Raw genomic sequence first — 25251 nt, 5'->3', positions numbered from 1 at the left:
GGCCGCCGCCCCACCCCCTTTTCCCTCTCCCGGCCCCCCCCCCCGCGCGGGGGGGGGGCGCGCGCCGGCCCCCCCCCCCCCCGGGGGGGGGGGCCCCCGCCCCCGGCGCCGCACGCTCTGCGAAATACTGGGAGGTGATCGGCACAGGGGGTGCCGGACCCACGGACGGGAGCGGCACGTGCACGGCAGCGAAGACCAGGAGTTCCTTGCCCTGGAGCGGGAGCTTTCCGTCTTCCTCCGGCGGGCCCGCGCCTCCTCCGGGGAGATGGCCCGCGCCCTGCACCCCGAGCTGGAGCCCGCCGCGTACGGGCTGCTCGTACGGCTGGAGGCCGCCGGCCGACAGCGGGCCACCGACCTCGCCGCCTACTTCGGGGTCGGCAAGGCCACCATGAGCCGGCAGCTGCGGGCCCTGGAGGTGCTCGGCCTCATCGCCCGCGAGCCGGACCCGGCGGACGGCAGGGCCTTCCTGGTCGGCCTCACCGAGGAGGGCCGCGAACGGTTCCTGCGGGTCCGCGGCGCCCGGCGCGAGCGGTACATGCGCAAGCTCGCCGACTGGGACCGCGGCGAGGTCGCCGAGCTGGCCCGGCTGCTGAACCAGCTCAACCAGGGCGAGGACTAGAGGACCAGCAGTCCGGGCACGGCCCGGCGGCGCACGCGCCCGCCGCCGGGCCTACAGCTCCGCGAAGGCCGCCGACGCGTCGTCGTGCCGCTTGCCGCGGGCGTGCGGGCGCCCCGCGTCCGCCTCCAGCGCCCGCACCCGGCCGATCAGCCCCTGCGCCCCTTCCTTGCGCAGCACCGCCAGGCACTGCGCCCAGTCGCCCTCCCCGAAGGTGTCCGTCCACCGGCTCGCCCCGTCGGTGAGCGCGGCCACCGCCCGGACCTCCCCGCGCGGACTGCGCCCGGTCACCGCCCGGGCCGCCACCGCCGGATCCGCGGCCGCGGTGAAGAAGCCGCCCTCCGCGTTGCGCAGCGCGTCCGCCGACGCCCGGGTGCGCAGCGCCTCGCGCGGGAGCCGGTCCAGCCGGTCGTCGAGCACCGCGGTCACCCCGCCGTCCGGCGCCTCCAGGAGGAGGACGGAGTCCGAGAGGACGAGGTGCTCCACGTGCGTCTCGTCCCAGCGGACGACCACCACCGTGGCCTGCGGGGTGCGCACGTGAGAAAGGTCACACGTCCCGCGGTGGCTGTCGGCCGTGTCCCGGATGGCCTCCGCCAGGATCCGGGCCAGCGGCATGTCCCGCCGCGATCCGGACAGTTCGGTCAATCGTCCCCCGAGTCGGGCCGTGAACCACGGCACTCCGTGCGCGCAGCCGACGTCCCCGGGCGGTGGGGTGACCCCGTCCAGGGCGACCAGGACTCCGCCGCCCGCGGCGGGCGTCGCGGCTGATAGCCAGTCCTCGTTGGGGCGTTCCGGGTTGCCGGGGGCCGTGGCGAGGTCGATGCGCATGCGGGCATTCTGCCCGCGCGGTCGCGGCCGGGGCCCGCGGCGTGCGTAAAAGTCCGTACCAAGGCGGGGAGGCGTGCGGCGTGCGCCGGGCCCGGTCCGCGCCCGGCGCGCGGGCGCTCCCCGGGACATGTGGGCGCGCATATTGCCAAAGCCCCCATCGATCTTTCAACCACCCGTCCGCGGATCGGCCCCCGATGCGGTGTGCCGAGTTGGTTGCCAACTCTTCCGTGATGTTCACTCGTTCGAGTGGCCGGGTGGGCGATGTGAGGCTCTCTCCCCATCACACTGCAAAGGTCTGAGGCGGTACTGAGGGGGCAGGGGGCGTTTACTTGTTGACCGGCCGTTACCTCGGCCACACGAGTAGACGAGCACGAGCACACGTACAGGATTGCGAGCACCGGTGCAGAAGAAGCGGTCTCGGAAGAACGGCACCGCCACCGACGGACCCGCCCCCGCAGGACGCCGCGTCCACGTACGCAGCAGGCTGGTCGTCGGCGTCGCCGTCGCCAGCCTCACCGTCCTCGCGGCCGGAGCCCCCGCCGTGGTCACGGCGACCCGCGAGCTGAACGACTCCCAGCAGCTGGTCACCCTCGCCGAACAGACGCAGCACACCCTCACCCTCGCGCACCTCCTGGGTGACGAGCGCGACGCCGTCGTCGAGTACGCGGCCAAGGGCCGTCCCGGCGGCCAGGCCAAGACCCCCGTGCAGGAGCGCACCGCCCTCACCGACCGGCAGCTCGCCGAGGTCCGGGCCGAGGCCGACGAACCCCTCGCCAAGGCCCTCGCCCGCGTCCAGGCCGTCCGCACCGAGGCCGTCGACGGCAAGGGCAGTGCCCTCGCCGCCCACCAGGCCTACGCCGGCGTCATCGCCGAACTCCTCGCCCCGGGCGTCCGGCTCGCCGACCAGACCCCGCCGCGCGCCGAGGCCGCCCTCGTCACCACCCGCCCCCTGGCCCCCCTGGGCCAGGCCGTGGAACAGGCCTCCGCCACCCGCGGACTGCTGCTCGCCGCGCTGGCCGTCCCCCGCGCCGACCAGGCCCCGAACACGGCCGTCGCCGACGAACTCTCCGCCGCCGCCCAGCGGGCGCGCGTACGCGAGCAGGCCGCGCTCGACGACTTCACGCGCGCCGCCGGCGCCGAGGTGCGCCAGACCCTCGCCGCCACCGTCACCGGCCCCGAGGTCAAGACCGCCGACGACTACCTCAAGCGGCTCACCGAGCGGTCCACGCTCTCCGCGGCCGACCGCAAGCTCGACGCGGCCGCCGTCGGCTCCGCCCTGACCGCCCGCATCGACCGCATGCGGTCGGTGGAGGCCACCCTCGCCGGGCAGCGGGCCACCGCCCTGGCCACCCTGCGCAACGACGACGTGACCCGGCTGGAGCTGCTCGCCGCCGGCCTCGGCGTGCTCTTCCTCGTCACCGTCGGCGTCTCCACGGCCGTCGCCCGCTCGCTGACCCGGCCGCTGTCGGTGCTCCGGCGCGGCGCGGCCCGGCTGGCCACGCCCGAGGGCTCGGTGGAACCGGTCCGGTTCACCGGCCGCAACGACGAGTTCGCCGAGGTCGTGCGCCACCTCAACGCCGTACGGGACCAGACGGTCTCCCTCCACACCAAGATCGCCGGACTGGACGCCGACCGGAAGCGGCTCATCGGCCGCAACGACGCCCTGTCCGCGGCCCGGGACGCGCTGGAATCCGAGCTGACCGCGCTCCGCGAGACCCTGGAGGAACACCGCCGCGTCACGTCGACGACCTCGGTCTCGCTGTCGCTGCGCACCCTCGGCCTCGTCGAGCGCCAGCTCGCGGTCATCGAGGAGCTGGAGGCCAAGGAGCAGGACCCGGACCGGCTGGAGACCCTCTTCAAGCTGGACCACCTGGCGACCGTGATGCGCCGCCACAACGAGAACCTGCTGGTCCTCGCCGGCCAGGAGCACGGACAGGGCGCCGGTGCCCCGGTGCCGCTGGTCGACGTCATGCGCGCCGCGGTCAGCGAGATCGAGCGCTACGAGCGGGTCGACCTCGCCGTGGCGCCCTCGTTCACCCAGGTCGCCGGGCACGCCGCCGACGACATCTCGCACGTGCTCGCCGAACTGCTGGAGAACGCGACGACGTTCTCGCCGCCCGGCGCCAAGGTCAAGGTGTCCGCACGACACCTGGACTCCGGCGACGTGGTGCTCTCCGTCGTGGACGAGGGCATCGGCGTCACCGCGGACCGGCTGGCCGCGCTGAACGCCCGCCTGGCCACCCCCGAGGCCTACGACGAGGAGTCCGAGGCGGAACACGGCCTCGGCCTCGGCCTGTACGTCGCCGGCCGCCTCGCGGCCCGGCACGGGGTCACCGCGGAGCTGCGCGCCTCGCAGCACGGCGGCATCGAGGGCCTGGTCGCCATTCCGGCGGCCCTGCTCCCCGAGGGCCCGCCGACCTCCCCGGTGCACACCTTCGCCGCGCCGGGCCTGCCGCGGTTCCAGCTCCCGGGCGTGGTCGCGGAGGCCAACGAGAACACCCTGCCGCCCCGGCTCCGGCCCGACCCGGAGCCGGCGGACCCGGCTGCCGCCCCGGCTGCGGACGCGGCCGGAACCCCGGTCTTCGACGCGGTGGCTTCCGAGGCCGCGGCCTTCGACGCGGTGGCGTCCGAAGCCGACGCCCCCGACGCCCCCGACGCCCCCGCCGACGCTCCCGGCCCTGAAGCCTCCGGCCCCGACGCCCCCGGCGCCGCGGTCGTGGACGCGGTTCCCGGTTCGGCTGCGGACGGGTCCGGCGCCGAGGCGCAGCCCGAGACGGCTCCCGAGCCCGCCGGCTCCGGCGGCGGCACCACCCCGGACGGGGAACTGCTGCCTCCGGCGGAGCAGGTGTTCACCGCTCAGGTTCCCGACGCGGCCCCCGCCGCCGACGCGGCCCCGGCTGTCCCGGCCCCGGCCGCCGCGCTGACCCCGATGCCGCTGCACGAGCGCGCCGCGCTGGAGGAACTCCCTCCCGCCGAGCAGGTGTTCACCGCGCAGGCCCCGGCCGACCGGGATCCGGGCGACGAACTCCTCGCGCGGGTCGTCCCCGACGCAGAGCCGGGCGCCTTCGCGGTGCCCGACCACGCCGGCCCAGCGGCCGCGGACGCGCCGGACGACTCCGCGCAGCCGGTCGACGTACGAAAGACAAGCCCCACGCTGCCCGAGCAGGCCGCCGCGCCCGCCGCCCCCGACGCGGAACGGCTGCCCCCGGCCGACCAGGTCCACACCGCGCACGGCGACGCACCGGCCGAGCCGCACGGGCACGCACCCGCCGAGGCCGACTGGGTCCCCCGCCAGGGGAGCCACGGCGACCACGACGGGCCCCGGGAAGCCGTCACCGCCAAGGGCCTGCCCAAGCGCACCCCCCGCACCCCGGCCGGCCGGGCCTTCCCCGGCTCCGGCGCGGGATTCGCGGCGGGCCCGGGCCCGGCGGCCCCCGTCCCGGGCCCGGGCACCACGTCCCCCGCGCCGCGCCGGGTCGACGCGGAGGAACTCCGCCGCCGGCTCGGCGGGTTCTACCAGGGGACGCGGGACGGTCGGCGCGTCGTCGCCGCCGAGCTCGCACAGGACACCGACCAGGGGGACACCGCACAGGAGGCACGCACATGACCGCGCCCAGTACGTACGGACTGAGCACCCAGGCCCGCAACCTGCAGTGGCTGCTCACCGACCTGGTCGAGGAGGTGCCCGGCGTCAACTCCGTCGCCGTCGTGTCCTCGGACGGGCTCCTGCTGCTGTCCTCCGACCCCGGAGGCGCGTCCGCCACCGCCGCCCCCGGCCAGGACCCCGCCCGGCCCAAGGGCCCGCGCGGCGCGTCCGCCGATCTCGCCACGATCGTGTCCGGGCTGGGCAGCCTCACCACGGGCGCCGCGGCCCTGATGGAGTACGGCGAGGTCAAGCAGACCATGGTGGCGATGGAGCACGGCTCCGTCTTCGTCATGGCCATCAGCGACGGTTCGCTCCTCGGCGTGCACGCCACGCCGGACTGCGACATGGGCGTCGTCGCCTACCACATGGCCCTGTTCGTCGGCCGCGCCGGACACGTCCTCACCCCCGAAGTCCGCAGCGAGCTGCGCCAGTCCATGGAGAACACCCCGTGAGAAGCACGGCCTCCGACCGGCTGCCGATACGCGGAGCCGATCGCCGTCCCGCCCGCGTCCGCCCGTACTCGCTCACGGGCGGCCGCACCCGTTTCACGCAGGTCCTGCACGTCGAGACCTTCGTCGCGGCCCTGGACACGCGGGCGTCCGAGCCGCAGCAGCCCGCCGCCGTCGCCGACGACCGGATACCGGAGATGCCCGCCATCGTCGAGGTCTGCCGCCGCATGCGCACGATCGCCGAGATAGCGGCGCTGCTGAAGCTGCCGCTCGGCGTGGTCCGCGTCCTGGTCAGCGATCTCGCCGACCAGGGGAAGGTCCGCGTCTACGGGACCGGGCACGGCCCCGGCCGCCCCGACCGCGCACTGCTCGAAAGGGTGCTCAGTGGTCTTCGCCGTCTGTGAAACCGACCTCGACGACGAGCCCGTCCAGCCCTGGCAGTACGACCGCTCCCGGTCCCCCGTAGCCGTCAAGGTGCTGGTCGCGGGCGGCTTCGGGGTGGGCAAGACCACCTTCGTCTCGGCCGTCTCCGAAATCGCCCCGCTGCGCACCGAGGCGGTGATGACCGAGGCCAGCATCCCCACCGACGACCTGTCGGCGACGCCGGAGAAAAACACCACCACCGTCGCGATGGACTTCGGCCGCATCACCCTCGCCGACGACCTCGTGCTGTACGTGTACGGGACCCCCGGCCAGGAGCGGTTCTGGTTCATGTGGGACGACCTGGTCCGCGGCGCCGTCGGCGGCATCGTCATGGCCGACACGCGCCGGCTGCGCGACTGCTTCCCGGCCCTCGACTACTTCGAGAGCTGCGGGCTGCCGTACGCGGTGGCCGTCAACCACTTCGAGGGCTCGCAGTCGTACGAGCCCGAGGACGTGCGCGAGGCGCTGACCGTCCCGCCCCACGTGCCGGTGCTGATCATGGATGCCCGGCGCCGGGAGACGGTCGTCGAATCGCTGCTGACGCTGGTCGGCCACGCCCTCGACGCGACGCCCGAGTAGCGGGCGCAACCGCGGCGGGCCGGCGCGCCCGTACCGCTGCACACCTGTAGGTCTGCACGCCTGTACGCCCGTACCCCTGCACTCCCCGAAACGAGAACGTGAGATGCGCAAGATACTCGTCGTGGGGGCCGGCCAGTCCGGTCTCCAGCTCGCCATCGGCCTCCAGGCGAAGGGGTACGAGGTCACCCTCATGTCCAACCGGACCGCGGACGAGATCCGCACCGGGCGGATCATGTCGACGCAGGTCATGTTCGACACGGCGCTCCAGCACGAGCGTGACCTCGGCCTCAACTACTGGGAGCGGCACACCCCGCGGATCGAAGGCGTGGGCGTCTCGGTCGCCGGCCCCGACGGCGGCCGCGCCGTGGACTGGCTGGGCCGGCTCACGGCGTACGCGCAGTCGGTGGACCAGCGGGTGAAGATGGCCGGCTGGCTCGACACCTTCGTGCAGCGCGGCGGCCAGCTGGTCGTCCACGGCGCGTCCGTCGCCGACCTGGACTACTTCTCCCGCGTCTACGACCTGGTGCTGGTCGCGGCGGGCAAGGGCGAGCTCGTGTCGATGTTCGGCCGGGACGCGGCACGCTCCCCGTACGGCACGCCGCAGCGCGCGCTGGCCGTCTCGTACGTGCACGGGCTCGAACCGCGCCCCGAACACCCGGGCACGGAGGCCGTGCGCTGCAATCTGGTCCCCGGCGTCGGCGAGCTGTTCGTCATGCCCGCGCTGACCACGTCGGGACGGGCCGACATCCTGTTCTGGGAGGGGCTCCCGGGCGGGCCGCTGGACGTGTTCCGCGGCGTGAACGACCCCGCGGAGCACCTGGAGCTCACCCTGGCCCTGATGGAGAAGTACACGCCCTGGGAGCACGCGCGGGCGACGAAGGTCGAGCTGACGGACGCGGGCGGCACGCTGGCCGGCCGGTACGCGCCCGTCGTCCGCAACCCGATCGGCCGGCTGCCGGGCGGCGGGGTGGTGCTCGGCGTGGCGGACGTCGTCGTCGCGAACGACCCGATCACGGGGCAGGGGGCGAACTCCGCCGCGAAGTGCGCGGCCTCGTACCTGTCGTCGATCCTGATGCACGGCGACAAGCCGTTCGACGAGGCGTGGATGAAGGCGACGTTCGACAAGCACTGGTTCGCGACCGGCAAGCCGGTGACCCAGTGGACGAACGCGATGCTGGCCCCGCCGCCGGAGCACGTGCTGGACCTGATCGGGGCGGCCGGGCGGTACCAGCCGGTGGCGGATCGATTCGCCAACGGCTTCGACCACCCGGCCGACTTCGACGCGTTCTTCTACGACCCGCAGGACGCGGCGGACTACCTGGCCGAGGTGGAGGCGTCCGCGGCCCCGGCGGACCCCTCTGCTGCGGGCGGGGCTTCGGCGGACGAGTAACCGGTGTCGTCGCCGTCCGCCGCCGACGCGGCGGCCTCGGGCAGCGCCGGCGGGCTGTAGGCGGCGAGCGGGACCCCGTCCGGGTCCGGGCGGACCGCCCCGAGCAGCGGGTTCGCCGCGATGGGCGAGACCTTGACGGAGGCTCCGGGACGCGGGGCCTGGATCACCTTCCCGTCGCCGACGTACAGGGCCACGTGGGTGGCGGTGGGGAAGTACACCACCAGGTCCCCCGGCCGCAGCCGGTCCAGCGGCACCTTCGGCAGCTGCGCCCACTGCTCCTGGCTGGTGCGGGGGATCGCCCGGCCGGCGTGCGCCCACGCCTGTGAGGTCAGCCCGGAGCAGTCGAAGGCCCCCGGCCCCTCCGCCCCCCACACGTACGGTTTGCCGATCTGGGCGGTGGCGTAGGCGAGGGCCGTGCTGCCGGCCGCCGTCGGCGTACGGGTACGGGACGCGGGGGCGCCCAGCCGGCCGGAGGCCAGCAGCTCCCGCTGCGCGCCCGCGGTGTCCGCGGCCTCGCGGGCGTCGACCTCGGCGAGCTGACCGGCGGAGAGCGCGGAGAGCATCCGCTCGACCTCCCGGAGGCGGAGGTCGGCCTCCTCCTTCAGCCGCTTCGTGCGGGCGGCCCCGGTCTGCTGGGCGTCCAGGGCCTTGCGGGCGGCCGTCGCGAGGACGTCGGCCTGCCGCTCGCCGCGGGCGAGGCGGGTCAGGATGCCGGCCTGCCGGGCGCTCTCGCGGGCGGCCAGCCGGCGCTGGTCCTGGGCCGCCCGCAGATCGCCGGTGAGCAGCATCCGGGCGTACGGGGACAGGCCGCGGGCCCCCCGGTACTGCTCGCGGGCGATCCGCCCGGCGGCGGCCCGCTCCGCGCCGAGCGCGGCCCGGGCCCGGCCGAGGTCGGTGCCGAGCCGCCGCTCCTCCTCCTGACGGGCCTTGAGCGCGGCCTCGTTGGCGTTGTAGGCCTCGGCGGCCTCCTCGGCCTGCCGGTACAGCGCCCGAAGCCGGGTGAGCAGCCCCCCGACGGAGTCGACGACGCCGCTCCGCGACGCCGGGGCCACGGCCCCCGCCGCCCCGCGGCCGCCCGCGGCCCCGGCAGCACCTCGGGCGGGGCCGGGGGTGGCGTCGGGCGAGGCCCCGGCGGTGCGGTCGGCGGCGACCCCGGGGGTGGCGCTCGCCGCGCTGCGGGTGGGTTCGGCGGCGCCGTCGGTTGCGCTCCCGGCGGAGGCCTCGTCAGTGGCATCGGCTGCGGACCCGGTCGGGGCACCGGCGGGGGCGTTCCGGGTGGCTCCGGCGGTGCCCTCGGCGGTGATGTCGTCGGCGATGTCGTCGGAGATGTCGGCGATGTCGGCGGTGGTTTCGTCCGCGCGCCGGGCGCCGCCCGCGCCGGCGGCCCTGCCCGGGACGCCGGTGCCGCCTCCGGCGGTCTTGCGCGCGCCTCCGGCTCGGACGTCGGCCGTGGCCCCACCCGAAGCGGTGCGGGCGGTCCTTCCCGGGGCTCCGGCGGTAGCGCCGGGCGCGGCCGTGGCCTCGGCCTCGGCGCGGCCGGTGGCTCCGCCCCCGACACCGCCGGCGCGTTCGGCCGCACCCCCGACGACCGCTCCGGCACCGGAACCGGTGCCGGCTCCGGCACTGGCCCCGGCTCCAGTTCCAGCAGTGGCTCCGGCTCCGGTATTGGCACCAGCTCCGGCTCCGGCGCCGGTATTTGCTCCGGCTCCAGTTCCGGCTCCGGCTCCGGCTCCAGTTCCGGCTCCGGCTCCGGCGCCAGCTCCCGCTCCGGCACTGGCTCCGGCTTCAGTTCCGGCACCAGCTCCAGTTCCGGCTCCGGCACCGGCACCGGCGGCGGCACTTGCTCCGGCACCCGCTCCAGCTCGGGCTCCGGCTCCGGCGGCGGCTGGGGGGGCCGCTTCGGCGGTGGCTCCTGCGGCGTCAGCGGCAGCGGCGGCGTCAGCGGCCCGGGCTCCGGCAGTGGCCTCGGCTCCGGCAGCAGCCCGGCCTTCGGCGGTGGCTCGGGGGGTGACCCCGGTTGCGGCCCCGGCGGTGGCGCGTGGCAGCGGCTCGGCGTGGGGAGCGGGCAGCGACCCGACCGCGAGGAGCAGGGCGGCGACACCGGCGGCGTGGAGCAGGCGGCGTGACATGGGATCACCTCCGGCCGCCGATGCTGCCACGCAAGATATGACAAACACCCCTATCCGCTGCGGCCCCGTCGCCCCGCTCACCCTCCCGGCGGTACCCGACCCGTCGCCCGAGGTCCCGGAGCGGTCCACGCAGGACGAACGTGCCCGCACGGCCCCTCCGCGGAAGGCCCGAGCTCCTCCGGCGGGCCGACCCAGCCCCTCGGCGGGCCGATCCAGCCCCTCCGGCGTTTGAGGAGCGGGGTCCGGGGCGGAGCCCCGGGATCCGGGCGCGCAGCGCCCGCTGCGCGGCGGCCGGGGTCGCAATCCCCGGTTTCGGGAAGGGGCGGGGCGGGGGAGATCTCCACGGCGGCCTGCCCTGCCGCCGGTCCGCGAACCGGGTCAGGGATTCAGGAGGCGGGCCTTGGCCGCGGAGAACTCCTCCGGAGTCAGCAGGCCCTCACGGGCGAGGGCGGCGAGCTGCGTCAGGTGGGCCGTGAGGTCGGCCCCGGTCTCCGGAGCCGCCGGCTCGGGAGACGCGCCCGGGGCCCCGCCGGGCGCGGGGCGCGGCGGGACGTCGCCCGGTTCCGCCTCCGCCGGACCGGCGGCTTCGGCCCGGTCGGCGGCTTCGGCCAGGCCGGCGGCTTCGGCCAGGCCGGCGGCCTCGGTCCACCCGGCCGGGGGCGGCGGTGCGGCGGCCCCGGCCGGACCGACCCCGGCCACCACCGCGTCAGCCCCGGCATCGCGCTGCGGCAGCCGCGGCGGCAGCTGGGCCACGTCCCAGACATAGGCACCGCGCGCCAGGCTGCCGCGCAGCAGCGGCCGTCCCGCGGGGCGGCGGGCCGGGTGGACGACGGGGCCGACGGGGCGGATGAACATCAGGCGACCCCCAGCCGCTCCGCCGGGATCCGGACCGAGCCCGCGATCCGCCCGCCCGCCGCCCGTACGGCGATCGCGGCGTCCTCGGCCCACACGTGCTCGACCACCAGCAGGAGCGCGCAGCTGCCGCGCTCCAGCAGGTCCGCGGCCTCCTTCACGTCCTCGGGGCCGATCAGCCGGGCCGCTTCCCGGTGGGCGAGCAGGCCCTGGAGTTCGACGAACTCGTCGAACTCCGCGGCCAGTACCTCGCCCCCGGCGGTCTTGGTGGCCACCAGGCCGTCGATCAGCCGCACGTTCCCGGTCTTCCGCAACCCCAGCACCGCCTCGACCGCCGGGACCCGCAGCTGTTCCTCCGGGAAGGCGAGGACGATGAACTCCACAGGTCCCATGGCCGCGGCTCCCACTTCTGACCGTTTCTGACGATTCTTCGGCACCCTATGACATAAGCGGACATGTCACCCGTCCACTTGCTACGTTTCCCGTATGACCGCTCTGACGGCTGAGGTGGCGGGGCCCTTCCCGCACCTGCCCCCCGGCGTCCGTCCGTCCCGGCGCGGGGGAGCCGAGCTGACGCTCCTCGCCGGGGCCGTCCTCATCTGCGTCCTGGGCCACCTCTACGTCGGCCTCGCCGCCACCGGCCGGCTGCCCGGGACGGTCGCCCACTACGCCGCCGGGCTCGGCGGCGCCGCCCTCCTCACCCACCTCGCCGTCCGCCTCCGGGCCCCGTACGCCGATCCGGTGCTGCTGCCGATCGCCTTCCTGCTCAACGGGCTCGGCCTGGTCCTCATCCAGCGCCTCGACCTGACCACCCCGGCCGCCCTCGCCGCCGCCGGGGGCCAGTTGCGCTGGTCCGCCCTCGGCGTCGCCCTGTTCGTCCTGGTCGTCGCGGTCGTGCGCGACCACCGGGTGCTCCAGCGCTACGCGTACGTGTCGGTGGCGGCGGCCCTCGTGCTGATGCTGCTCCCCGTCTTCTTCCCGGCGGTCAACGGGGCGCACATCTGGATCCGGTTCGCCGGGTTCTCGTTCCAGCCGGCGGAGTTCGCGAAGATCCTGCTGGCCGTGTTCTTCGCCGCCTACCTCGCCGCGAACCGCACCGCGCTCGCCCTCACCGGCCGCCGCCTCTTCTGGCGGCTGCGGCTGCTGCCCGGCCGTGTCCTCGGCCCGATCCTCGCCATCTGGCTGCTCAGCGTCGGCGTGCTGGTCCTGGAACGGGACCTCGGCACCTCCCTCCTCTTCTTCGGACTGTTCGTGATCATGCTGTTCACGGCCACCGGCCGGATCGGCTGGATCGCCATCGGCCTGGCCCTCGCCGCCGCGGGCGCGTACGCCGTCGGAAGCCTCGAACCGCACGTGCACGGCCGGGTGGACGACTGGCTGAATCCTTTTGCCTCCATCGAGCGCGGCGAGGGCCCCGGCCAGCTCGCCCAGTCCCTCTTCGCGTTCGCGGCCGGCGGGCTCCTCGGCGCCGGACTCGGCCACGGCCAGTCCTTCCTCATCGGCTTCGCCGCCAAATCGGACTTCATCCTCGCCACCGCCGGCGAGGAACTCGGCCTCGTCGGCCTCACCGCGATCCTGCTGCTCTACGGGATCCTCGTGGACCGCGGCTTCCGCGCCGGGCTCGCCCTGCGCGACTCCTTCGGGCGGCTGCTGGCCACCGGGCTCGCCTCCATCATCGCCCTCCAGGTGTTCGGCATCGCCGGGGGAGTGACCGGCCTGATCCCGCTGACCGGCATGGCCATGCCCTTCCTCGCCCAGGGCGGCTCCTCCGTCGTCACCAACTGGATCATCGTCGCGCTGCTGGTCCGGCTCAGCGACAGCGCCCGCCGACCCCGCCCGGCCGCCCCCGCCGGAGCGGGGGCCGGCCGGTGATCCGCTACATCCGCTGGTGCGCGTACTTCTGCGCCCTGCTCCTCGCGGCCCTGCTGGCCAACGTGGTCCGGGTGCAGGTCTGGGAGGCCGCGGCCTACGGGGCGAACCCGGCCAACAAACGCCCCGCCATCGAGCGCTACGCCCGGCCGCGCGGGGACATCGTGGTCGAGGGGCGGCCGGTCACCGGATCCCGGGACAGCGGCCAACTGCTGCGCTACGAGCGGACGTACGCGCAGGGCCCGCTGTACGCGCCCGTCACCGGCTTCTCCTCCCAGACCTACGGCACCAGCTTGCTGGAGCGCGCCGAGGATCCCGTCCTCGCCGGCACCGACCCGGGCCTCTCCGTCTTCCCGCTCTGGTACGACCTGTCCCGCGGCCGCCCCGACGGCGGCGACGCCGAGACCACCGTGCGGGCGGCCGTGCAGCGGGCCGGGTACACCGCACTGGCGGGCAAGCGGGGCGCGGTGGCCGCGCTCGAACCCGCCACCGGACGGATCCTCGCCCTGGTCAGCAGCCCCTCGTACGACCCGGGGGTGCTGTCCGGCACGGGCCCGACCGTCGCCGCGGCCTGGGCGCGGCTGAACGCGGACCCGGCCCGGCCGATGCTCAACCGGGCGCTGCGCGAGACGTACCCGCCCGGCTCCACCTTCAAGATCGTGACGGCGGCCGCGGCCCTGGACGCGGGCGTGGTCAGGGACGTGGACGCGCCGACCCGGACCCCGGACCCCTACCCGCTGCCGGGCACCAGCACCCTGCTGCCGAACGCGGGCACGGGCTGCCGGGACGCCTCGATGGCGGAGGCGGTGCAGTACTCCTGCAACACGGTGATGGCGAAGATCGGCGTGCAGGTGGGGCTGCGGAGGATGGCGGAGGCGGCCGGCCGGTTCGGGTTCAACGACGAGGGCCTGCGGGTGCCGGCCTGGGTGTCCCGGTCGAACTTCGACACCGACATGAGCCCCGACCAGCTCGCCCTGTCCTCGATCGGGCAGTTCAACACCAAGGCGACCCCGCTGCAGATGGCGATGGTGGCCGCCGCCGTCGCGGGCGGCGGCGAGCTCAGGGCCCCGTACCTGGTGGAGCGGACCGCCCAGGACGACGGGAGCCAGGTCCGGCGCACCGGTCGGCGCAGCCTCGGCCGCGCCATGAATCCGGCGACGGCACTGCGGCTCCAGAAGCTGATGGTGAAGGCGGTCGAGGACGGGACCGGGCGCAACGCGGCCATCCCGGGGGCGGAGGTCGGCGGGAAGACCGGCACGGCCCAGCACGGCGTCGGCAACGCGGGCACCCCGTACGCCTGGTTCATCGGCTGGGCCAAGGGCGCGGACGCACCGCTTCCGGGGGTGGCGGTCGCGGTGGTCGTCGAGGACGCGGCGGGCGACCGCGGGCACGTCAGCGGCAACAGCGCCGCGGCGCCGATCGCCCGGGCCGTGATGGAGGCGGCGCTGCGCGACGGGCCGCCGGCGGCCGGCTCCGCGCGCGGGTCGGCCCGGCGGGCCGCGTCCGGGACGGTGTCCGGGGAGTGAGGGCAGCCAGTGGCCGCGGCGAAGTCAACGGCGGTTCGGCAGCACCCCGAAGGGGTGCGGGGACCTGCGCGACCGGCCGCGACGGCCCGCAGGCGCTCGCCGGCCCCTCGCGGCACCTCCCGCGGCGCGCCTAGGCCCCGGCGTCGCCGGTGTCCCCAGCGTCCCCAGCGTCCCCAGCGTCCCCGGCGTCCCCGGCGTCCCCGGCGCCCTCGGTGACGGCGGCGGCGACCTCCGCCACCCGCGCCGCCTCCTCGGCCGCGAACCGTTCGCGGTCGAGGGCCTCGGCGACCTCCTCGTCCTGGCTCATCAGCAGGTCCAGGTTGGAGTCGCCCATCTCGAAGACGCCCATGTCCAGGTAGGCCTTCTGCAGCCGCGGTCCCCACAGTCCGATGTCCTTCACGCACGGCACGATCCGGCTGAACAGCAGCCTGCGGAACAGGTGCAGGAACTCCGACTGCTCCGTGAACTGCACCGCCTCCTGCCGCGGGATGCCGAAGTTCTGCAGCACCTCCACCCCGCGCAGCCGGTCCCGCATGAGGTGGCAGCCCTCGATCACGAACTCCTCGCGCTCGCGCAGCTCGGCATCGGTGAGCTGCCGGTAGTAGTCGCGCAGCGCCATCCGCCCGAACGCCACGTGCCGTGCCTCGTCCTGCATCACGTACGCCAGGATCTGTTTCGGCAGCGGCTTGTCGGTCGTGTCGCGGATCATCCCGAAGGCGGCCAGTGCCAGCCCCTCGATGAGCACCTGCATCCCCAGGTACGGCATGTCCCAGCGGGCGTCGCGCAGGGTGTCCCCGAGCAGTCCCTGCAGGCTGTCGTTGATCGGGTAGAGCAGCCCGATCTTCTCGTGGAGGAAGCGTCCGAAGACCTCGGCGTGCCGGGCCTCGTCCATGGTCTGGGTGGCGGAGTAGAACTTGGCGTCCAGGTCCGGGACCGACTCCACGATGCGTGCGGCGCACACCATCGCGCCCTGTTCGCCGTGCAGGAACTGGCTGAAGTTCCAGGAGGCGTAGTGCCGGCGCAGTTCGCCCTTGTCGTGCTCGGTGAGTTTCGGCCAGTAGGGGGTGCCGTGGAGGGTGAGGGCCTCGTCCGGGGTGCCGAGCGGGTTGTGCGGGTCGACCGGCAGGTCCCAGTCGATGCGCTTGGCGCCGTCCCACTGCTTGTCCTTGCCCTTCTGGTAGAGCGCGAGGAGCCGTTCGCGGCCCTCCGCGTACTCCCAGCTGAAGCGGGCGGCGCCGGTGGCCGGGATCTGCCAGACGTCCTCGTCCGGGACTGCGGTGTAGAGCTCGTGCGTCGACACTGACGCCCCCTCGCCTCGCGTACTGCCGTGCAGGACAGGATCGTTGGCAATGTCACACGTTGGTAGACGCGCAGTCAACAAGTGGCGCGCGGGGGATTGACGCTCTTGCTGACAAGCAGTCTCATAACTGGTGACCGCACCGTGGGCCGCAGCCGCAGCCGCAGCCGCAGCCGTGGCCACGACCCAACCCACCCCGGACCAGGGCGAGGTGCCCCGCCATGACGACCACGACCGACCCCGACCACACCACGGACCCCCAGCAGGTCCAGGTCCTCAAGGACGCCCTCGGCGTCCTCAGGGACCGCGAGGAGACCGCCGCCCGCCTGCTCGACTCCTCGGCCAAGCACTCCTTCGACCCCGACGAGGAACTCGACTGGGACGCCCCGCTGGTCGACGGTGCGTACTACTGGCCCCCCGAGCTGCTCTCCCTCTACGACACCCCGCTGTGGAAGCGGATGAGCGAGGAGCAGCGCATCGACCTGTCCCGCCACGAGGCCGCCTCGCTCGCCTCCCTGGGCATCTGGTTCGAGATCATCCTGATGCAGCTGCTGGTCCGGCACATCTACGACAAGTCCCTGACCAGCAATCACGTCCGCTACGCCCTCACCGAGATAGCCGACGAATGCCGGCACTCGATGATGTTCGCCCGCATGATCCAGAAGGCGGGCGCCCCCGCCTACCCGGTCTCCCGCCTCAACCACAACCTCGCCCGCGTCCTCAAGACCGTCTCCACCACCCCGGGCTCCTTCGCCTGCACCCTGCTCGGCGAGGAGATCCTCGACTGGATGCAGCGCCTCACCTTCCCCGACGAGCGCATCCAGCCGCTGGTCCGCGGCGTCACCCGGATCCACGTCATCGAGGAGGCCCGGCACGTCCGCTACGCCCGCGAGGAACTGCGCCGCCAGATGCTCACCGCCCCGCGCTGGGAGCAGGAGCTGACCCGCATCAGCTGCGGTGAGGCCGCCCGCGTCTTCTCCCTCGCCTTCGTCAACCCCGCGGTGTACGAGAACGTGGGCCTGGACCGCCGCGAGGCCGTCGCCCAGGTCAAGGCCAGCGGCCACCGCCGCGAGGTCATGCAGACCGGGGCGAAGCGGCTCACCGACTTCCTCGACGACATCGGAGTCCTGCGCGGCGTCGGCCGCCGGCTCTGGCAGAGCTCGGGACTTCTCGGCTGAAGCCGGTGTCGGGCGACGGCCCTGCGGCTGCGGCTGCGGTTGTGGCTGCGGCTGCGACGGCGGCCCCGCGGTGGCCGCCCCGCGGCGGCTACCCTGCGGGCATGACCGCACCCGCGTACCGCAGGCTGAGCGTCGAGGAACGGCGGGCACAGCTCCTCGACGCGGCGCTGTCGCTCTTCGCGCACCGGGCACCGGAAGAGGTCTCCCTCGACGACGTCGCCGAGGTCGCCGGCGTCTCCCGGCCCCTGGTGTACCGCTACTTCCCCGGTGGCAAGCAGCAGCTGTACGAGGCCGCCCTGCGCTCGGCGGCGGACCTGCTGGACCAGTGCTTCGCCGTACCCCGGACGGGTCCGCTGACCCAGCGCCTGGCCCGGGCCCTGGACCGCTACCTCGCCTTCGTCGACGAGCACGACACCGGTTTCACCGCCCTCCTCCAGGGCGGCAGCGTCGTGGAAACCTCCCGCACGACGGCCACCGTCGACGGCATCCGCCGCGCCGCCGCCCGCGAGATCCTGCTCCACCTGTCCGTCCCCGCACCCGGACCGGGGCCGCGGCTGCGCATGATGGTCCGCACCTGGATCACCGCAGTCGAAGCCGCCTCCCTGATATGGATCGACGAGGGCAAACAGCCCGACGCCGGCACCCTGCGGGACTGGCTGGTGGACCAGTTCATCGCCCTGCTGACCGCCACCGCCGCCACCGACCCCGAAACGGCGGCCGCGGCCCGGGCGGCGCTGGCCCTGGAATCCGCCGACGGCGCGGCCGGCATCCTGGCGCGGCGCGTGATCCCGGTGGTCTCCGAGGCCGCGCACCTGCTGTGACACTGGAAGGGTGAGAAGCGAACCCACCCCGTTCGAGGGCGGCCCGATGGACGGCCGCACCCTGCCGATCCTCGTCGGCCCGACCGGACACCCCCCGAAGTGGTACGAGATCCCGGTCCCGGCGCCGGACGGCGGGCCCCCGACGGTGCTGCTGTACCAGCGGGTGCCGGCGGGCTACACGAAGCGGCTGGGCCTCCAGAAGGGCTGGAAGTACGCGTACGCCCCGGACGCCGAGAAGCCGAAGCTCCGCTGGCCCTGGACCAAGCCCACCCCGCCGAAGACCCCGCCGACCGAGTAGGCCGTGCCGCCCCGTCGCCCCGCCGCCCTCGCCGACCGGGCGGGCCGTGGCGGCCGCGCCGCTCGACGCCGTGGCTCCGCCGGCAGCGCAGCCCCCGTACGGCGGGCGCGCCCGGTCCGGGACACGTCCCCACCTCCACGCCCGCGGCCCCGACGACGGCCCGGGCCCGTACCACGGGTGGCCCGGCCTGCCCGGCCCGGCGGACGTGGGGCCGGGCGGACGGGCGGACGGGCGGACGGGTACGCCTGCCCGGCCCGGTGGCCGCGCTGGGACCGCCGGGTCCCCCGCTGCCCGGGGCGTACGCCCGTGCGGGGGGCCGGTCGGCCGTCCGGGGCCGACGCCCCGCCCGGCGGCCGGCCGGACGCTTGCGCCCCAGCCACGGCCGCCTCACTCGCCCGGCCGCCCGCCGGGAAGGCCCGGCGGGTTCTCCGGAAGGGTCAGGGTCGCCAGGGCGCCGCCGTCCTCGGCGTTGTGGAACTCCAGTCGGGCACCGATCACCTCCGCCTGGCCCACCGCGATCGTCAGACCCAGCCCGTGCCCCCTGGAGCCCCCGCTGCGGAACCGCTCCGGCCCGTGTTCCAGCAGGTAGTCGGGGAAGCCGTCCCCATGGTCCCGGACCGTCACCACCGGCCCGTCCACGGTCAGCACGACCGGGGCCCGGCCGTGCCGGTGCGCGTTGGCCACCAAGTTGCCCAGCACCCGCTCCAGCCGCCGCCGGTCCGTCTCCACGTGCGCGTCCCGGACGACCACGACCTCCGTGTCCGTGCCGGACGCCCGCACCACCCGCCGGGCCAACGGCCCCAGCTGGTGCAGGTCGCCCTCCACCACCTCGCTGCCGGTGTCCAGCCGCGAGATCTCCAGCAGGTCCTCGGTCAGTCGCCGCATCGTCCGCACCCGCTCCTGCACCAGTTGCGTCGCCCGCCCCTCCGGCAGCAGCTCCGACGCCGCCTGCAATCCCGTCAGCGGGGTCCGCAGCTCGTGCGCGACGTCCGCCGTGAACCGCTGCTCCCGCAGCAGCTTCGCCTGCAGGGTCCCCGCCATCGTGTCCAGGGCCGCCGCCACCGTCGCCACCTCGTCCTGGTGGCGTGCGGGATCCTTCGTCCGCGGGTCGTCCACCCGCGCGTCCAGGTCGCCCTGAGTGATCCGTCGGGCCACGGTCGCCGTCTGGTGCAGCCGCCGCGTCACCCGCGTCACCGCGAAGGCGCCGAGCAGCAGCGTTCCGCCGATCGCCAGCGCCGAGGAGCCGATGATCGCCTTGTCGAGCCCGCTGATCGTCCGCGCGCCCTGTGCGTAGTCGACGTACGCGGCCAGGGCCTTCCCGTCCGCCGGTGCCGCCGCCCACATCACCGGCCGGTCCTCGTCGAGCATCGTCCCGCGCCGACCGGTCAGCGCCAGCTGCCGCAGCGGCGGCGGCAGGCCCACCGGATCCAGCCCCGCGTCGGGCGGCAGGGGCTCGCCCGCCTCGTACTCCAGGACCACGCCCCGCAGCTTGTCGAGCGCCTTCTCCCGCGCCGTGGCCACCGTCTGCCGCGTCACCTCCACGTGCACCAGCAGCCCGAGCGCGGCCGCCAGCGCACAGCACATGACGACGATGAAGCACGCCGACTTCCAGGTCAGCGACGCCGTCCACGCGGGAGCCCTCATGAGTGTGCCCCTGGCGCCGGCTGTGTCTCCTGCGCCGACGGGGACGTCTGTGGTGACGCCTGTGGCAGGCGGACGATCTGCTCCCGCGTCGGCAGCATCGTCCGCTCCTTGGAGTCCCAGGACCACGCGGTGATCAGCTCGTAGCCCGGGTTGCCGCTCGGCACCCGCAGGATCACGTCCCGCCCGGCCAGCTCCACCCCCACCACGGACTCCGTGGTCGCCATGATCCGGTTGAGCAGCCCGTTCCGGTCAGCCGTGTACACCCGTACGGACATCATCCCGTCGGGCAGGTCGATCCCGACGACCAGCTCGTCCCGCCCGTTTCCGGTCAGGTCCCGGTAGTACGGCGTCAGCACCGGGCACGCCCCGGCCGGTTCCCGCCCGCAGGACGCGATCGCGGCCGCCGTCTGTGGGGGGATGCCGGCGCTCCCCGCCGCCACCTCGGCCCTGACCAGCGCGATCGGGTCGACCTCGTGCACGTTCTGGCCCCGAACGGGCGGCAGCCCCGGCACGTACACCGCGGGCGCGCCCGCCGGATCGGCGGGCGGTACGGTCGCCCCCTTGCGGCCCGGCCACAACTGCACGGGCCCGCTCGCGGTCGGCGCGGCCCCCGCGCTGACCAGGCCGCCGCTCTCACCACAACCGGCGAGCAGCAGCGCGACCACCGGTACGGCCAACGGCAGGACCGCCGCACGCACCGCCGCACGTACCGGCATACGCACCGGCGCACGCACCGGCACCGGCGTACGGGGTCCCGCATGCAGGAGAGACGCCCTCACGGCCCCCGGGTCCTCCTCTCCGCGGTACGACCGCACGCGGTACGACGACCTCGATCACGACCGCACGCAGAGATATGCCCCGCTTCCCCCGAAATCTCCCCGGAATCAGCCGTCGGTACGCCCGCGCCGCAGCATCGCGTACCCGAGGCCCGCAGCCCCCACCGCCGCGATGCCGCCGCCCGCGGCCAGCAGCAGCACCCCGTCCCCCGGCTCGTCGGCCAGGGTGTCCAGGCGCAGCACACCCGTGTCGGGTGCCGCGAGCACGACTCCGTCCCGGGTGCCCGTCTTGTGGCCGTCGGCGCCGTGCCCGTCGGGGATGCGTCCGTCGGGCAGCCGTCCGTCGAGCGTGTGCCCGGCGCCGTCGCCGGACCGCGAGTCGCCGACCCACGACGTGATCCGCCCGTCGGCCCGCAGGGCGGCGTGCAGCGCCCCGCCGCCGATCTCGACCGCGTCGTCGCCGCCGTCCAGGGTGGCCGCCTTGGCGCCGTCACCGCCGAGGATGTCGGCCTGGTAGGCGCCGCCCGCCACCTTGTAGACCTCGGCCCGGGACACCCCGTCCGCGAGGGCCACCCGCTTGACCAGCGTCCGCGCCGCCGACGCGGTGGGCATCCCCTCGGCGAGGGCCGCGGCCGCGGGCAGCACGAGCAGACCTCCCGCGCACGCGCTCACGGCGGCGACGCGGACCAGCGTACGGACACGGACGATGCTCACGCCCAACCCTCCTTCGTCATCGCCACCAACCTAGGAACCCGCCGTTGCGGTACCGCGATGAGCGTGTAACAGGAACCCGGCAGACTCCCGTAGAAGCCGTTACACGACCGAGAACTCCCCACGGGGGATTGCCCCCGGCCGCCCGCCCTGTTCCCATGGACCCGGGGGGTGAGGTCCATGCGCGGACTCACAGTGCTGCCGAGCGGCCGCCCCGGCCGCGGCCGGCTCTACGTGAACCTGCCCGACGGCCGGGCCGTGGCCTGGTACGACCGGCAGACCAACCGGATCAGCGTGCTCGCCGACCAGCACCGCGAAGCCGTCCTCACGGCCCTGCGGCCGTACCTGACCGGCGCCTGCACGGTCGGCCCGCCGCCCGTGCCCACCCGCGCGGAACTGCGCCGCCTCGCCCTGCCGCCCGACGAGGACCTCGCCCCGAACCGCCCGGGCGAAACCCTGCTCGGCGAGCTCGCCCACGGCTCCGCGGGCACCCGCGACCGCCACCGCCTGCGCCAGGAACTCACCGCCCAGCAGCGCATGGGCGACCTCCTCGACGGCCTCGAAGCGGACGGCTGGCGCGTCCTGCACTGCATCCCGTTACGCACGCTGGGCCGCCTCGACCACCTCCTGGACCACCTCCTGATCGGGCCCGCCGGCGTCTTCTGCATCCGCAGCCTCCCGGGCCGCCGCCAACGCGCCGTCGTCGGTGACCTCCTCCTCGGCGTGGGCCGCGCCGACCCGCGCCCCGATCCCCGCTGGATCCGCCGCGCGGCCTCTGCCGCCACCCGCGCCCTGGGCGTTCCGGCCACGCCGTCGCTGGCGGTGGTCGACGCCTCCCGCGTCGAGGTGGCCCCCACCGTCCGCGACATCCGCGTCCTCGAACCGGCGACCGCCACCGCCGCCCTCGCCTCGTCCCCGCCCAGCCTCAAACCGCCGGACGTCGAAGCCCTGTTCGCCTTGGCTCGCGATGCGCGTACGTGGCGGGGGCGCTGAGGGCTCGGGAGCCGGGTTCCGTACACCCCGCTCGACTACCCCGCTCGACCACCCCGCTCGACCCGGAGCGACCGCTCCGGGCGGGTTACGCAGAAGCCCGCTTCCTCGGCGCGGCCTTCTTCTTCGTCGCCGTCTTGCCGGCTGTCGACGCGGCGCTTCCGGCCGTCTTGGCCGACTTGGCGGTTTTCGCCGTCGTCTTCGCCGTCTTCGCCGTCTTCGTGGTTCTGGCCGTCTTCGCCGTCGACTTGGTCGCGGTCGCCTTCGTCGCCCCGGACCGTGTCGACGCAGCGGTGGACTTCCTGGCACCCGCCGTCTTCTTCGCCGCAGCCGTCGCCGCGGTCGACTTCTTCCCGCCCACCGCCTTCGGTGCAGCCGGAGCCCGCTTCCGCGCCGCGCCCTCGCGGATCGGCCTCACCTCGGCCGCGCCGGCCTCCGGCGCGGCCTCGTCGCCGCGGGCGGCCTTCGCCGCCCGTACGCTGTTCTCCAGCGCCGCCATCAGGTCGATCACCTTACCGCCGGCCGGTTCCACCTCCGCCTCCGACGGCGGTTCGAAGGCGCCCTCCGCCTTCGCCTCGATCAACGCCTCGACCGCCTCGCGGTACTCGTCCGTCAGCGACGCCATCTCGACCTCCCCGAGGGTCGCCATCAGCGCGTCGGCCAGGTCCAGCTCCGCCTCCCGCACCGACACCGACGCCTCGGGGGCGACCCCTTCCGGCGCGCGGATCTCGTCCGGCCACAGCAGGCCGTGCATGGCGATGACGTCGTCGACGACCCGCAGCATGCCCAGCCGTTCCCGGCCCCGCAGCGCGTACTTGGCGATCGCGACCCGCTGGCTCCGCTTGAGCGCCTCCCGCAGCAGGGTGTACGGCTTGGCCGCCGTGGCTCCGTTCGCCGCCAGGTAGTACGCGGAGTCCAGTTGGAGGGGGTCGATCTCGTCCGCCGGGACGAACGACACGATCTCGATCGTCTTCGCCGTGGCGATCGGCAGCTGGGCCAGGTCCTCGTCCGTGATCGGGATGATCGAGCCGTCCGCCTCCTCGTAGCCCTTGCCGATCTCGGCGCTCGACACCTCCTCGCCGTCCAGCTCGCACACCTTGCGGTAGCGGATGCGGCCGCCGTCGTCCAGGTGGATCTGGCGGAAGGAGATGGAGTGGCTCTCGGTGGCGTTCACCAGCTTGATCGGGATGCTGACCAGGCCGAAGGAGATGGCCCCGTTCCAGATGGATCGCACAGTTCCTCCCGTTTCGTGGCAGTCTCATCGTATGACGCCGATCACGATGGTGGAGGGGCGTCGCATCTCGCTCAGCAACCTGGACAAGGTCCTGTACCCCGAGACCGGTTTCACCAAGGGCGAGGTGCTGCACTACTACGCCACCGTCGCCGCTGCGCTGCTGGCCCACGTCCACGACCGGCCGGTGTCCTTCCTGCGCTATCCCGACGGGCCGGAGGGGCAGCTGTTCTTCACCAAGAACCCGCCGCCCGGTACGCCCGCCTGGGTGAGGACCGCCGCCGTGCCGCGGTCCGACGACCCCTCGGCCGAACAGGTGGTCGTCTCCGACCTGCCTTCGCTGATGTGGGCGGCCAACCTGGTGGTCGAGTTCCACACCCCCCAGTGGCCGGTGGGCAGTCCCGCTGTCGCCGACCGGCTGATCCTCGACCTGGACCCCGGTCCGCCCGCCACCGTCGTCGAGTGCTGCGGCGTGGCGCTCTGGCTGCGCGAGCGGCTCGCCGCCGACGGGCTGTCCGCGTACCCCAAGACCTCCGGGTCGAAGGGGCTGCACCTGGCCGCGCCCCTGGAGCCGACCCCGTCCGAGGTCGTGTCGGCGTACGCGAAGAAGCTGGCCCAGGAGGCCGAGCGGGAGCTCGCCGATCTCGTCGTCCATCGCATGGCCAAGTCCCTGCGCCCCGGCAAGGTCTTCGTCGACCACAGCCAGAACGCCGCCGCCAAGACCACCGCCGCGCCCTACACCCTGCGCGCGCGGGCCCGGCAGACCGTCTCCGCGCCGGTCTCCTGGACCGAGGTCGAGGCCTGCGGGAACCCGGCCGACCTGGTCTTCCTCGCCGACGACATCCCGCCGAGGCTGGAGCGGGACGGCGACCTCCTCGCGCCGCTCCTGGACCCGGCCGCCGCTCACCGTCTCCCCGGGGTCGGGCCGTGATCCAGGTGGCCCTGGCGGCCTCCGTACGGACCCTGCCGCGCGGGGCGGGCCTGGCGTACGAGCCCAAGTTCGACGGACACCGGCTGGTGGTGGTCCGCACACCCGCGGACGTGCTGCTGCAGGCGCGCTCGGGCCGCGTCGTGACCAGCGCCTTTCCCGACCTGGTGGCCGCGGCGCGCCGGCTGCCCGCCGGTACCGTGCTCGACGGCGAGGTGGTGGTGTGGCACGAGGGCCGCACCGATTTCGCCCTCGTACAGCGGCGGGCCGCCGCCACCGCCGCCAAGGCCGCCGTCCTCGCGCAGAGCCTGCCGGCCTCGTACGCCGCCTTCGACGTCCTCGAACTGGCCGGGCAGGACGTACGCGGGCGCCCGTACGAGCGGCGCCGGGCCCTCCTGGTGGAGCTGCTGCTCCCGCTCGGCCCGCCGCTCCAGCCGGTCCCGATGACCACCGACCCGGACGTGGCCGAGACCTGGTACGAGACCCTCCCCGCCAGCGGCATCGAGGGACTGGTCGTCAAGCGGCTGGACCAGGCGTACCCGGCGGGGCGCCGCGGCTGGCAGAAGCTGCGGCACACGGAGGTCCGGGACGCGGCGGTGATCGGCTACACCGGCACGCCGCGCCGTCCCCAGGCGCTGGTGCTGGTCCTGCCGGTCGAGGACGAGACACCGCTGGTGTCGAGCCCGCTGACGGCCGCGCAGCGGGCGGAACTGGCGGCCGAACTGGCCCGGCGGGCGGAAGACGCCGACGGCGCCGCACCCGCGGCAGGCGCCGGGGCCGCCACCGAGGCCGTCACCGCGACCGCCGCCGAGGCCGTCAGCGGGGCCGCCACCGAGGCCGCCACCACGACCGCGACCGCGACCGCGATGGGCGTCGGCGAGGTCCCGTACCGCCGCCTGGACCCGCCCCTGGCGGCCGAGGTCCGGCACACCTCGACCCGGCACCCGCCCCCCGAGGTGCTCAGGCTCCGCACAGACGTGGTGACTGCGACGCGGGCAAGAGGAGAAGGGTAAGGACGGGGGTGAGATGGGGGGTAGGTCCGGGGTGACCGGGGGGGGGGGGGCGGGGAG

General features: G+C 74.9%; 23 protein-coding genes. 14 read left to right on the top strand and 9 right to left on the bottom strand.

Annotated elements, in window-relative coordinates; translation table 11 throughout:
* The first annotated feature begins 178 nt into the window (after positions 1 to 178).
* Entirely contained in the window at positions 179 to 619 is a 441-nt protein-coding gene (locus tag ACFVGY_RS29505) for a MarR family winged helix-turn-helix transcriptional regulator (RefSeq protein WP_385682786.1), read from the top strand.
* 51 nt (positions 620 to 670) lie between these two features.
* On the opposite strand, the gene ACFVGY_RS29500 is transcribed toward ACFVGY_RS29505, so the two are convergent.
* A complete protein-coding gene (locus ACFVGY_RS29500) occupies positions 671 to 1444 on the bottom strand; it encodes a protein phosphatase 2C domain-containing protein (RefSeq protein WP_385682784.1) in 774 nt (257 codons plus the stop codon).
* Positions 1445 to 1844: 400 nt separating this feature from the next.
* Between ACFVGY_RS29500 and ACFVGY_RS29495 the strand changes: the two genes are divergently transcribed.
* From ACFVGY_RS29495 to ACFVGY_RS29475, 5 genes are all read left to right on the top strand, one after another.
* Positions 1845 to 5051, top strand: coding sequence for a nitrate- and nitrite sensing domain-containing protein (locus ACFVGY_RS29495; RefSeq protein ID WP_385682781.1), 3207 nt, complete (start codon positions 1845 to 1847; stop codon positions 5049 to 5051).
* On the top strand, positions 5048 to 5542 hold the full coding sequence (locus ACFVGY_RS29490) for a roadblock/LC7 domain-containing protein (RefSeq protein WP_385682778.1): 495 nt from the start codon (positions 5048 to 5050) through the stop codon (positions 5540 to 5542). The genes ACFVGY_RS29495 and ACFVGY_RS29490 overlap by 4 nt, the downstream gene beginning before the upstream one ends.
* On the top strand, positions 5539 to 5943 hold the full coding sequence (locus tag ACFVGY_RS29485) for a DUF742 domain-containing protein (protein WP_385682775.1): 405 nt from the start codon (positions 5539 to 5541) through the stop codon (positions 5941 to 5943). Before ACFVGY_RS29490 ends, ACFVGY_RS29485 begins: the two co-directional genes overlap by 4 nt.
* Positions 5924 to 6541 (top strand): ATP/GTP-binding protein, encoded by a 618-nt coding sequence (locus tag ACFVGY_RS29480; protein WP_385682772.1) that lies wholly within the window; start codon positions 5924 to 5926, stop codon positions 6539 to 6541. The genes ACFVGY_RS29485 and ACFVGY_RS29480 overlap by 20 nt, the downstream gene beginning before the upstream one ends.
* A 103-nt stretch (positions 6542 to 6644) precedes the next feature.
* Entirely contained in the window at positions 6645 to 7931 is a 1287-nt protein-coding gene (locus tag ACFVGY_RS29475; protein ID WP_385682769.1) for a styrene monooxygenase/indole monooxygenase family protein, read from the top strand.
* Here ACFVGY_RS29475 and ACFVGY_RS29470 read toward each other — a convergent pair.
* The 3 genes from ACFVGY_RS29470 to ACFVGY_RS29460 form a co-directional block, all read right to left on the bottom strand.
* The gene (locus ACFVGY_RS29470) at positions 7856 to 10060 is read right to left on the bottom strand and encodes a C40 family peptidase (RefSeq protein WP_385682766.1); all 2205 of its coding nucleotides are present in this window, start codon (positions 10058 to 10060) and stop codon (positions 7856 to 7858) included. The two genes, ACFVGY_RS29475 and ACFVGY_RS29470, sit on opposite strands and share 76 nt — an antisense overlap.
* Before the next feature lie 378 nt (positions 10061 to 10438).
* The gene (locus tag ACFVGY_RS29465; RefSeq protein WP_385682763.1) at positions 10439 to 10915 is read right to left on the bottom strand and encodes an SHOCT domain-containing protein; all 477 of its coding nucleotides are present in this window, start codon (positions 10913 to 10915) and stop codon (positions 10439 to 10441) included.
* Entirely contained in the window at positions 10915 to 11304 is a 390-nt protein-coding gene (locus tag ACFVGY_RS29460) for a DUF6325 family protein (protein WP_385682760.1), read from the bottom strand. The genes ACFVGY_RS29465 and ACFVGY_RS29460 overlap by 1 nt, the downstream gene beginning before the upstream one ends.
* A 94-nt stretch (positions 11305 to 11398) precedes the next feature.
* Between ACFVGY_RS29460 and ACFVGY_RS29455 the strand changes: the two genes are divergently transcribed.
* Complete coding sequence (locus ACFVGY_RS29455; protein ID WP_385682757.1) at positions 11399 to 12784, top strand: FtsW/RodA/SpoVE family cell cycle protein; 1386 nt, start codon at positions 11399 to 11401, stop codon at positions 12782 to 12784.
* Positions 12781 to 14307, top strand: a complete 1527-nt coding sequence (locus ACFVGY_RS29450) for a penicillin-binding transpeptidase domain-containing protein (RefSeq protein ID WP_385682754.1) — start codon at positions 12781 to 12783, stop codon at positions 14305 to 14307. The genes ACFVGY_RS29455 and ACFVGY_RS29450 overlap by 4 nt, the downstream gene beginning before the upstream one ends.
* Positions 14308 to 14437: 130 nt before the next feature.
* Here the strand turns inward: ACFVGY_RS29450 and ACFVGY_RS29445 are convergent, their stop codons facing one another.
* Entirely contained in the window at positions 14438 to 15607 is a 1170-nt protein-coding gene (locus ACFVGY_RS29445; protein WP_385682751.1) for a ferritin-like domain-containing protein, read from the bottom strand.
* A 218-nt stretch (positions 15608 to 15825) separates the two neighbouring features.
* On the opposite strand from ACFVGY_RS29445, the gene ACFVGY_RS29440 reads away from it, so the two are divergent.
* The 3 genes from ACFVGY_RS29440 to ACFVGY_RS29430 all read left to right on the top strand — a co-directional run bounded on the left by ACFVGY_RS29440 (position 15826) and on the right by ACFVGY_RS29430 (position 17901).
* Positions 15826 to 16782 (top strand): diiron oxygenase, encoded by a 957-nt coding sequence (locus tag ACFVGY_RS29440; protein ID WP_385682748.1) that lies wholly within the window; start codon positions 15826 to 15828, stop codon positions 16780 to 16782.
* A gap of 101 nt (positions 16783 to 16883) precedes the next feature.
* Positions 16884 to 17603 (top strand): TetR/AcrR family transcriptional regulator, encoded by a 720-nt coding sequence (locus ACFVGY_RS29435; protein ID WP_385682745.1) that lies wholly within the window; start codon positions 16884 to 16886, stop codon positions 17601 to 17603.
* Positions 17604 to 17613: 10 nt separating this feature from the next.
* Positions 17614 to 17901, top strand: coding sequence for a hypothetical protein (locus ACFVGY_RS29430; RefSeq protein ID WP_385682742.1), 288 nt, complete (start codon positions 17614 to 17616; stop codon positions 17899 to 17901).
* Positions 17902 to 18288: 387 nt separating this feature from the next.
* Here ACFVGY_RS29430 and ACFVGY_RS29425 read toward each other — a convergent pair whose 3' ends face one another.
* The 3 genes from ACFVGY_RS29425 to ACFVGY_RS29415 form a co-directional block, all read right to left on the bottom strand.
* Entirely contained in the window at positions 18289 to 19545 is a 1257-nt protein-coding gene (locus ACFVGY_RS29425; protein ID WP_385682739.1) for a histidine kinase dimerization/phospho-acceptor domain-containing protein, read from the bottom strand.
* Positions 19542 to 20261 (bottom strand): hypothetical protein, encoded by a 720-nt coding sequence (locus tag ACFVGY_RS29420; protein ID WP_385682736.1) that lies wholly within the window; start codon positions 20259 to 20261, stop codon positions 19542 to 19544. Before ACFVGY_RS29420 ends, ACFVGY_RS29425 begins: the two co-directional genes overlap by 4 nt.
* 168 nt (positions 20262 to 20429) lie before the next feature.
* Positions 20430 to 21035: a hypothetical protein gene (locus ACFVGY_RS29415; protein ID WP_385682733.1), complete on the bottom strand. Its 606-nt coding sequence runs from the start codon at positions 21033 to 21035 to the stop codon at positions 20430 to 20432.
* A gap of 177 nt (positions 21036 to 21212) precedes the next feature.
* On the opposite strand from ACFVGY_RS29415, the gene ACFVGY_RS29410 reads away from it, so the two are divergent.
* On the top strand, positions 21213 to 22025 hold the full coding sequence (locus tag ACFVGY_RS29410; RefSeq protein ID WP_385682730.1) for an NERD domain-containing protein: 813 nt from the start codon (positions 21213 to 21215) through the stop codon (positions 22023 to 22025).
* 85 nt (positions 22026 to 22110) lie between these two features.
* Here ACFVGY_RS29410 and ACFVGY_RS29405 read toward each other — a convergent pair whose 3' ends face one another.
* Positions 22111 to 23256 carry a Ku protein gene (locus ACFVGY_RS29405; protein WP_385682727.1) on the bottom strand — a complete coding sequence of 382 codons (1146 nt, stop codon included), beginning with the start codon at positions 23254 to 23256 and terminating at the stop codon, positions 22111 to 22113.
* Positions 23257 to 23287: 31 nt separating this feature from the next.
* On the opposite strand from ACFVGY_RS29405, the gene ligD reads away from it, so the two are divergent.
* Positions 23288 to 24184 (top strand): non-homologous end-joining DNA ligase, encoded by an 897-nt coding sequence (gene ligD, locus ACFVGY_RS29400; protein WP_385682724.1) that lies wholly within the window; start codon positions 23288 to 23290, stop codon positions 24182 to 24184.
* Positions 24184 to 25194 (top strand): ATP-dependent DNA ligase, encoded by a 1011-nt coding sequence (locus ACFVGY_RS29395; protein ID WP_385682795.1) that lies wholly within the window; start codon positions 24184 to 24186, stop codon positions 25192 to 25194. Before ligD ends, ACFVGY_RS29395 begins: the two co-directional genes overlap by 1 nt.
* Positions 25195 to 25251 lie beyond the last annotated feature (57 nt).

Origin of the sequence: Streptomyces sp. NPDC127106, assembly GCF_042677605.1 — a bacterium.
In the GTDB taxonomy this organism is placed as follows: Bacteria; Actinomycetota; Actinomycetes; order Streptomycetales; family Streptomycetaceae; genus Streptomyces.
This window is presented reverse-complemented; position numbering and strand designations above follow the sequence as displayed.

What these genes read in the sequence shown, in the direction of transcription:
- ACFVGY_RS29500 (WP_385682784.1), bottom strand. Translation starts at nt 1,444, where the DNA reads ATGCGCATCGACCTCGCCACGGCCCCCGGCAACCCGGAACGCCCCAAC.
- ACFVGY_RS29490 (WP_385682778.1), top strand. Translation starts at nt 5,048, where the DNA reads ATGACCGCGCCCAGTACGTACGGACTGAGCACCCAGGCCCGCAACCTG.
- ACFVGY_RS29475 (WP_385682769.1), top strand. Translation starts at nt 6,645, where the DNA reads ATGCGCAAGATACTCGTCGTGGGGGCCGGCCAGTCCGGTCTCCAGCTC.
- ACFVGY_RS29470 (WP_385682766.1), bottom strand. Translation starts at nt 10,060, where the DNA reads ATGTCACGCCGCCTGCTCCACGCCGCCGGTGTCGCCGCCCTGCTCCTC.
- ACFVGY_RS29465 (WP_385682763.1), bottom strand. Translation starts at nt 10,915, where the DNA reads ATGTTCATCCGCCCCGTCGGCCCCGTCGTCCACCCGGCCCGCCGCCCC.
- ACFVGY_RS29460 (WP_385682760.1), bottom strand. Translation starts at nt 11,304, where the DNA reads ATGGGACCTGTGGAGTTCATCGTCCTCGCCTTCCCGGAGGAACAGCTG.
- ACFVGY_RS29455 (WP_385682757.1), top strand. Translation starts at nt 11,399, where the DNA reads ATGACCGCTCTGACGGCTGAGGTGGCGGGGCCCTTCCCGCACCTGCCC.
- ACFVGY_RS29440 (WP_385682748.1), top strand. Translation starts at nt 15,826, where the DNA reads ATGACGACCACGACCGACCCCGACCACACCACGGACCCCCAGCAGGTC.
- ACFVGY_RS29435 (WP_385682745.1), top strand. Translation starts at nt 16,884, where the DNA reads ATGACCGCACCCGCGTACCGCAGGCTGAGCGTCGAGGAACGGCGGGCA.
- ACFVGY_RS29425 (WP_385682739.1), bottom strand. Translation starts at nt 19,545, where the DNA reads ATGAGGGCTCCCGCGTGGACGGCGTCGCTGACCTGGAAGTCGGCGTGC.
- ACFVGY_RS29420 (WP_385682736.1), bottom strand. Translation starts at nt 20,261, where the DNA reads ATGCCGGTACGTGCGGCGGTGCGTGCGGCGGTCCTGCCGTTGGCCGTA.
- ACFVGY_RS29410 (WP_385682730.1), top strand. Translation starts at nt 21,213, where the DNA reads ATGCGCGGACTCACAGTGCTGCCGAGCGGCCGCCCCGGCCGCGGCCGG.
- ligD (WP_385682724.1), top strand. Translation starts at nt 23,288, where the DNA reads ATGACGCCGATCACGATGGTGGAGGGGCGTCGCATCTCGCTCAGCAAC.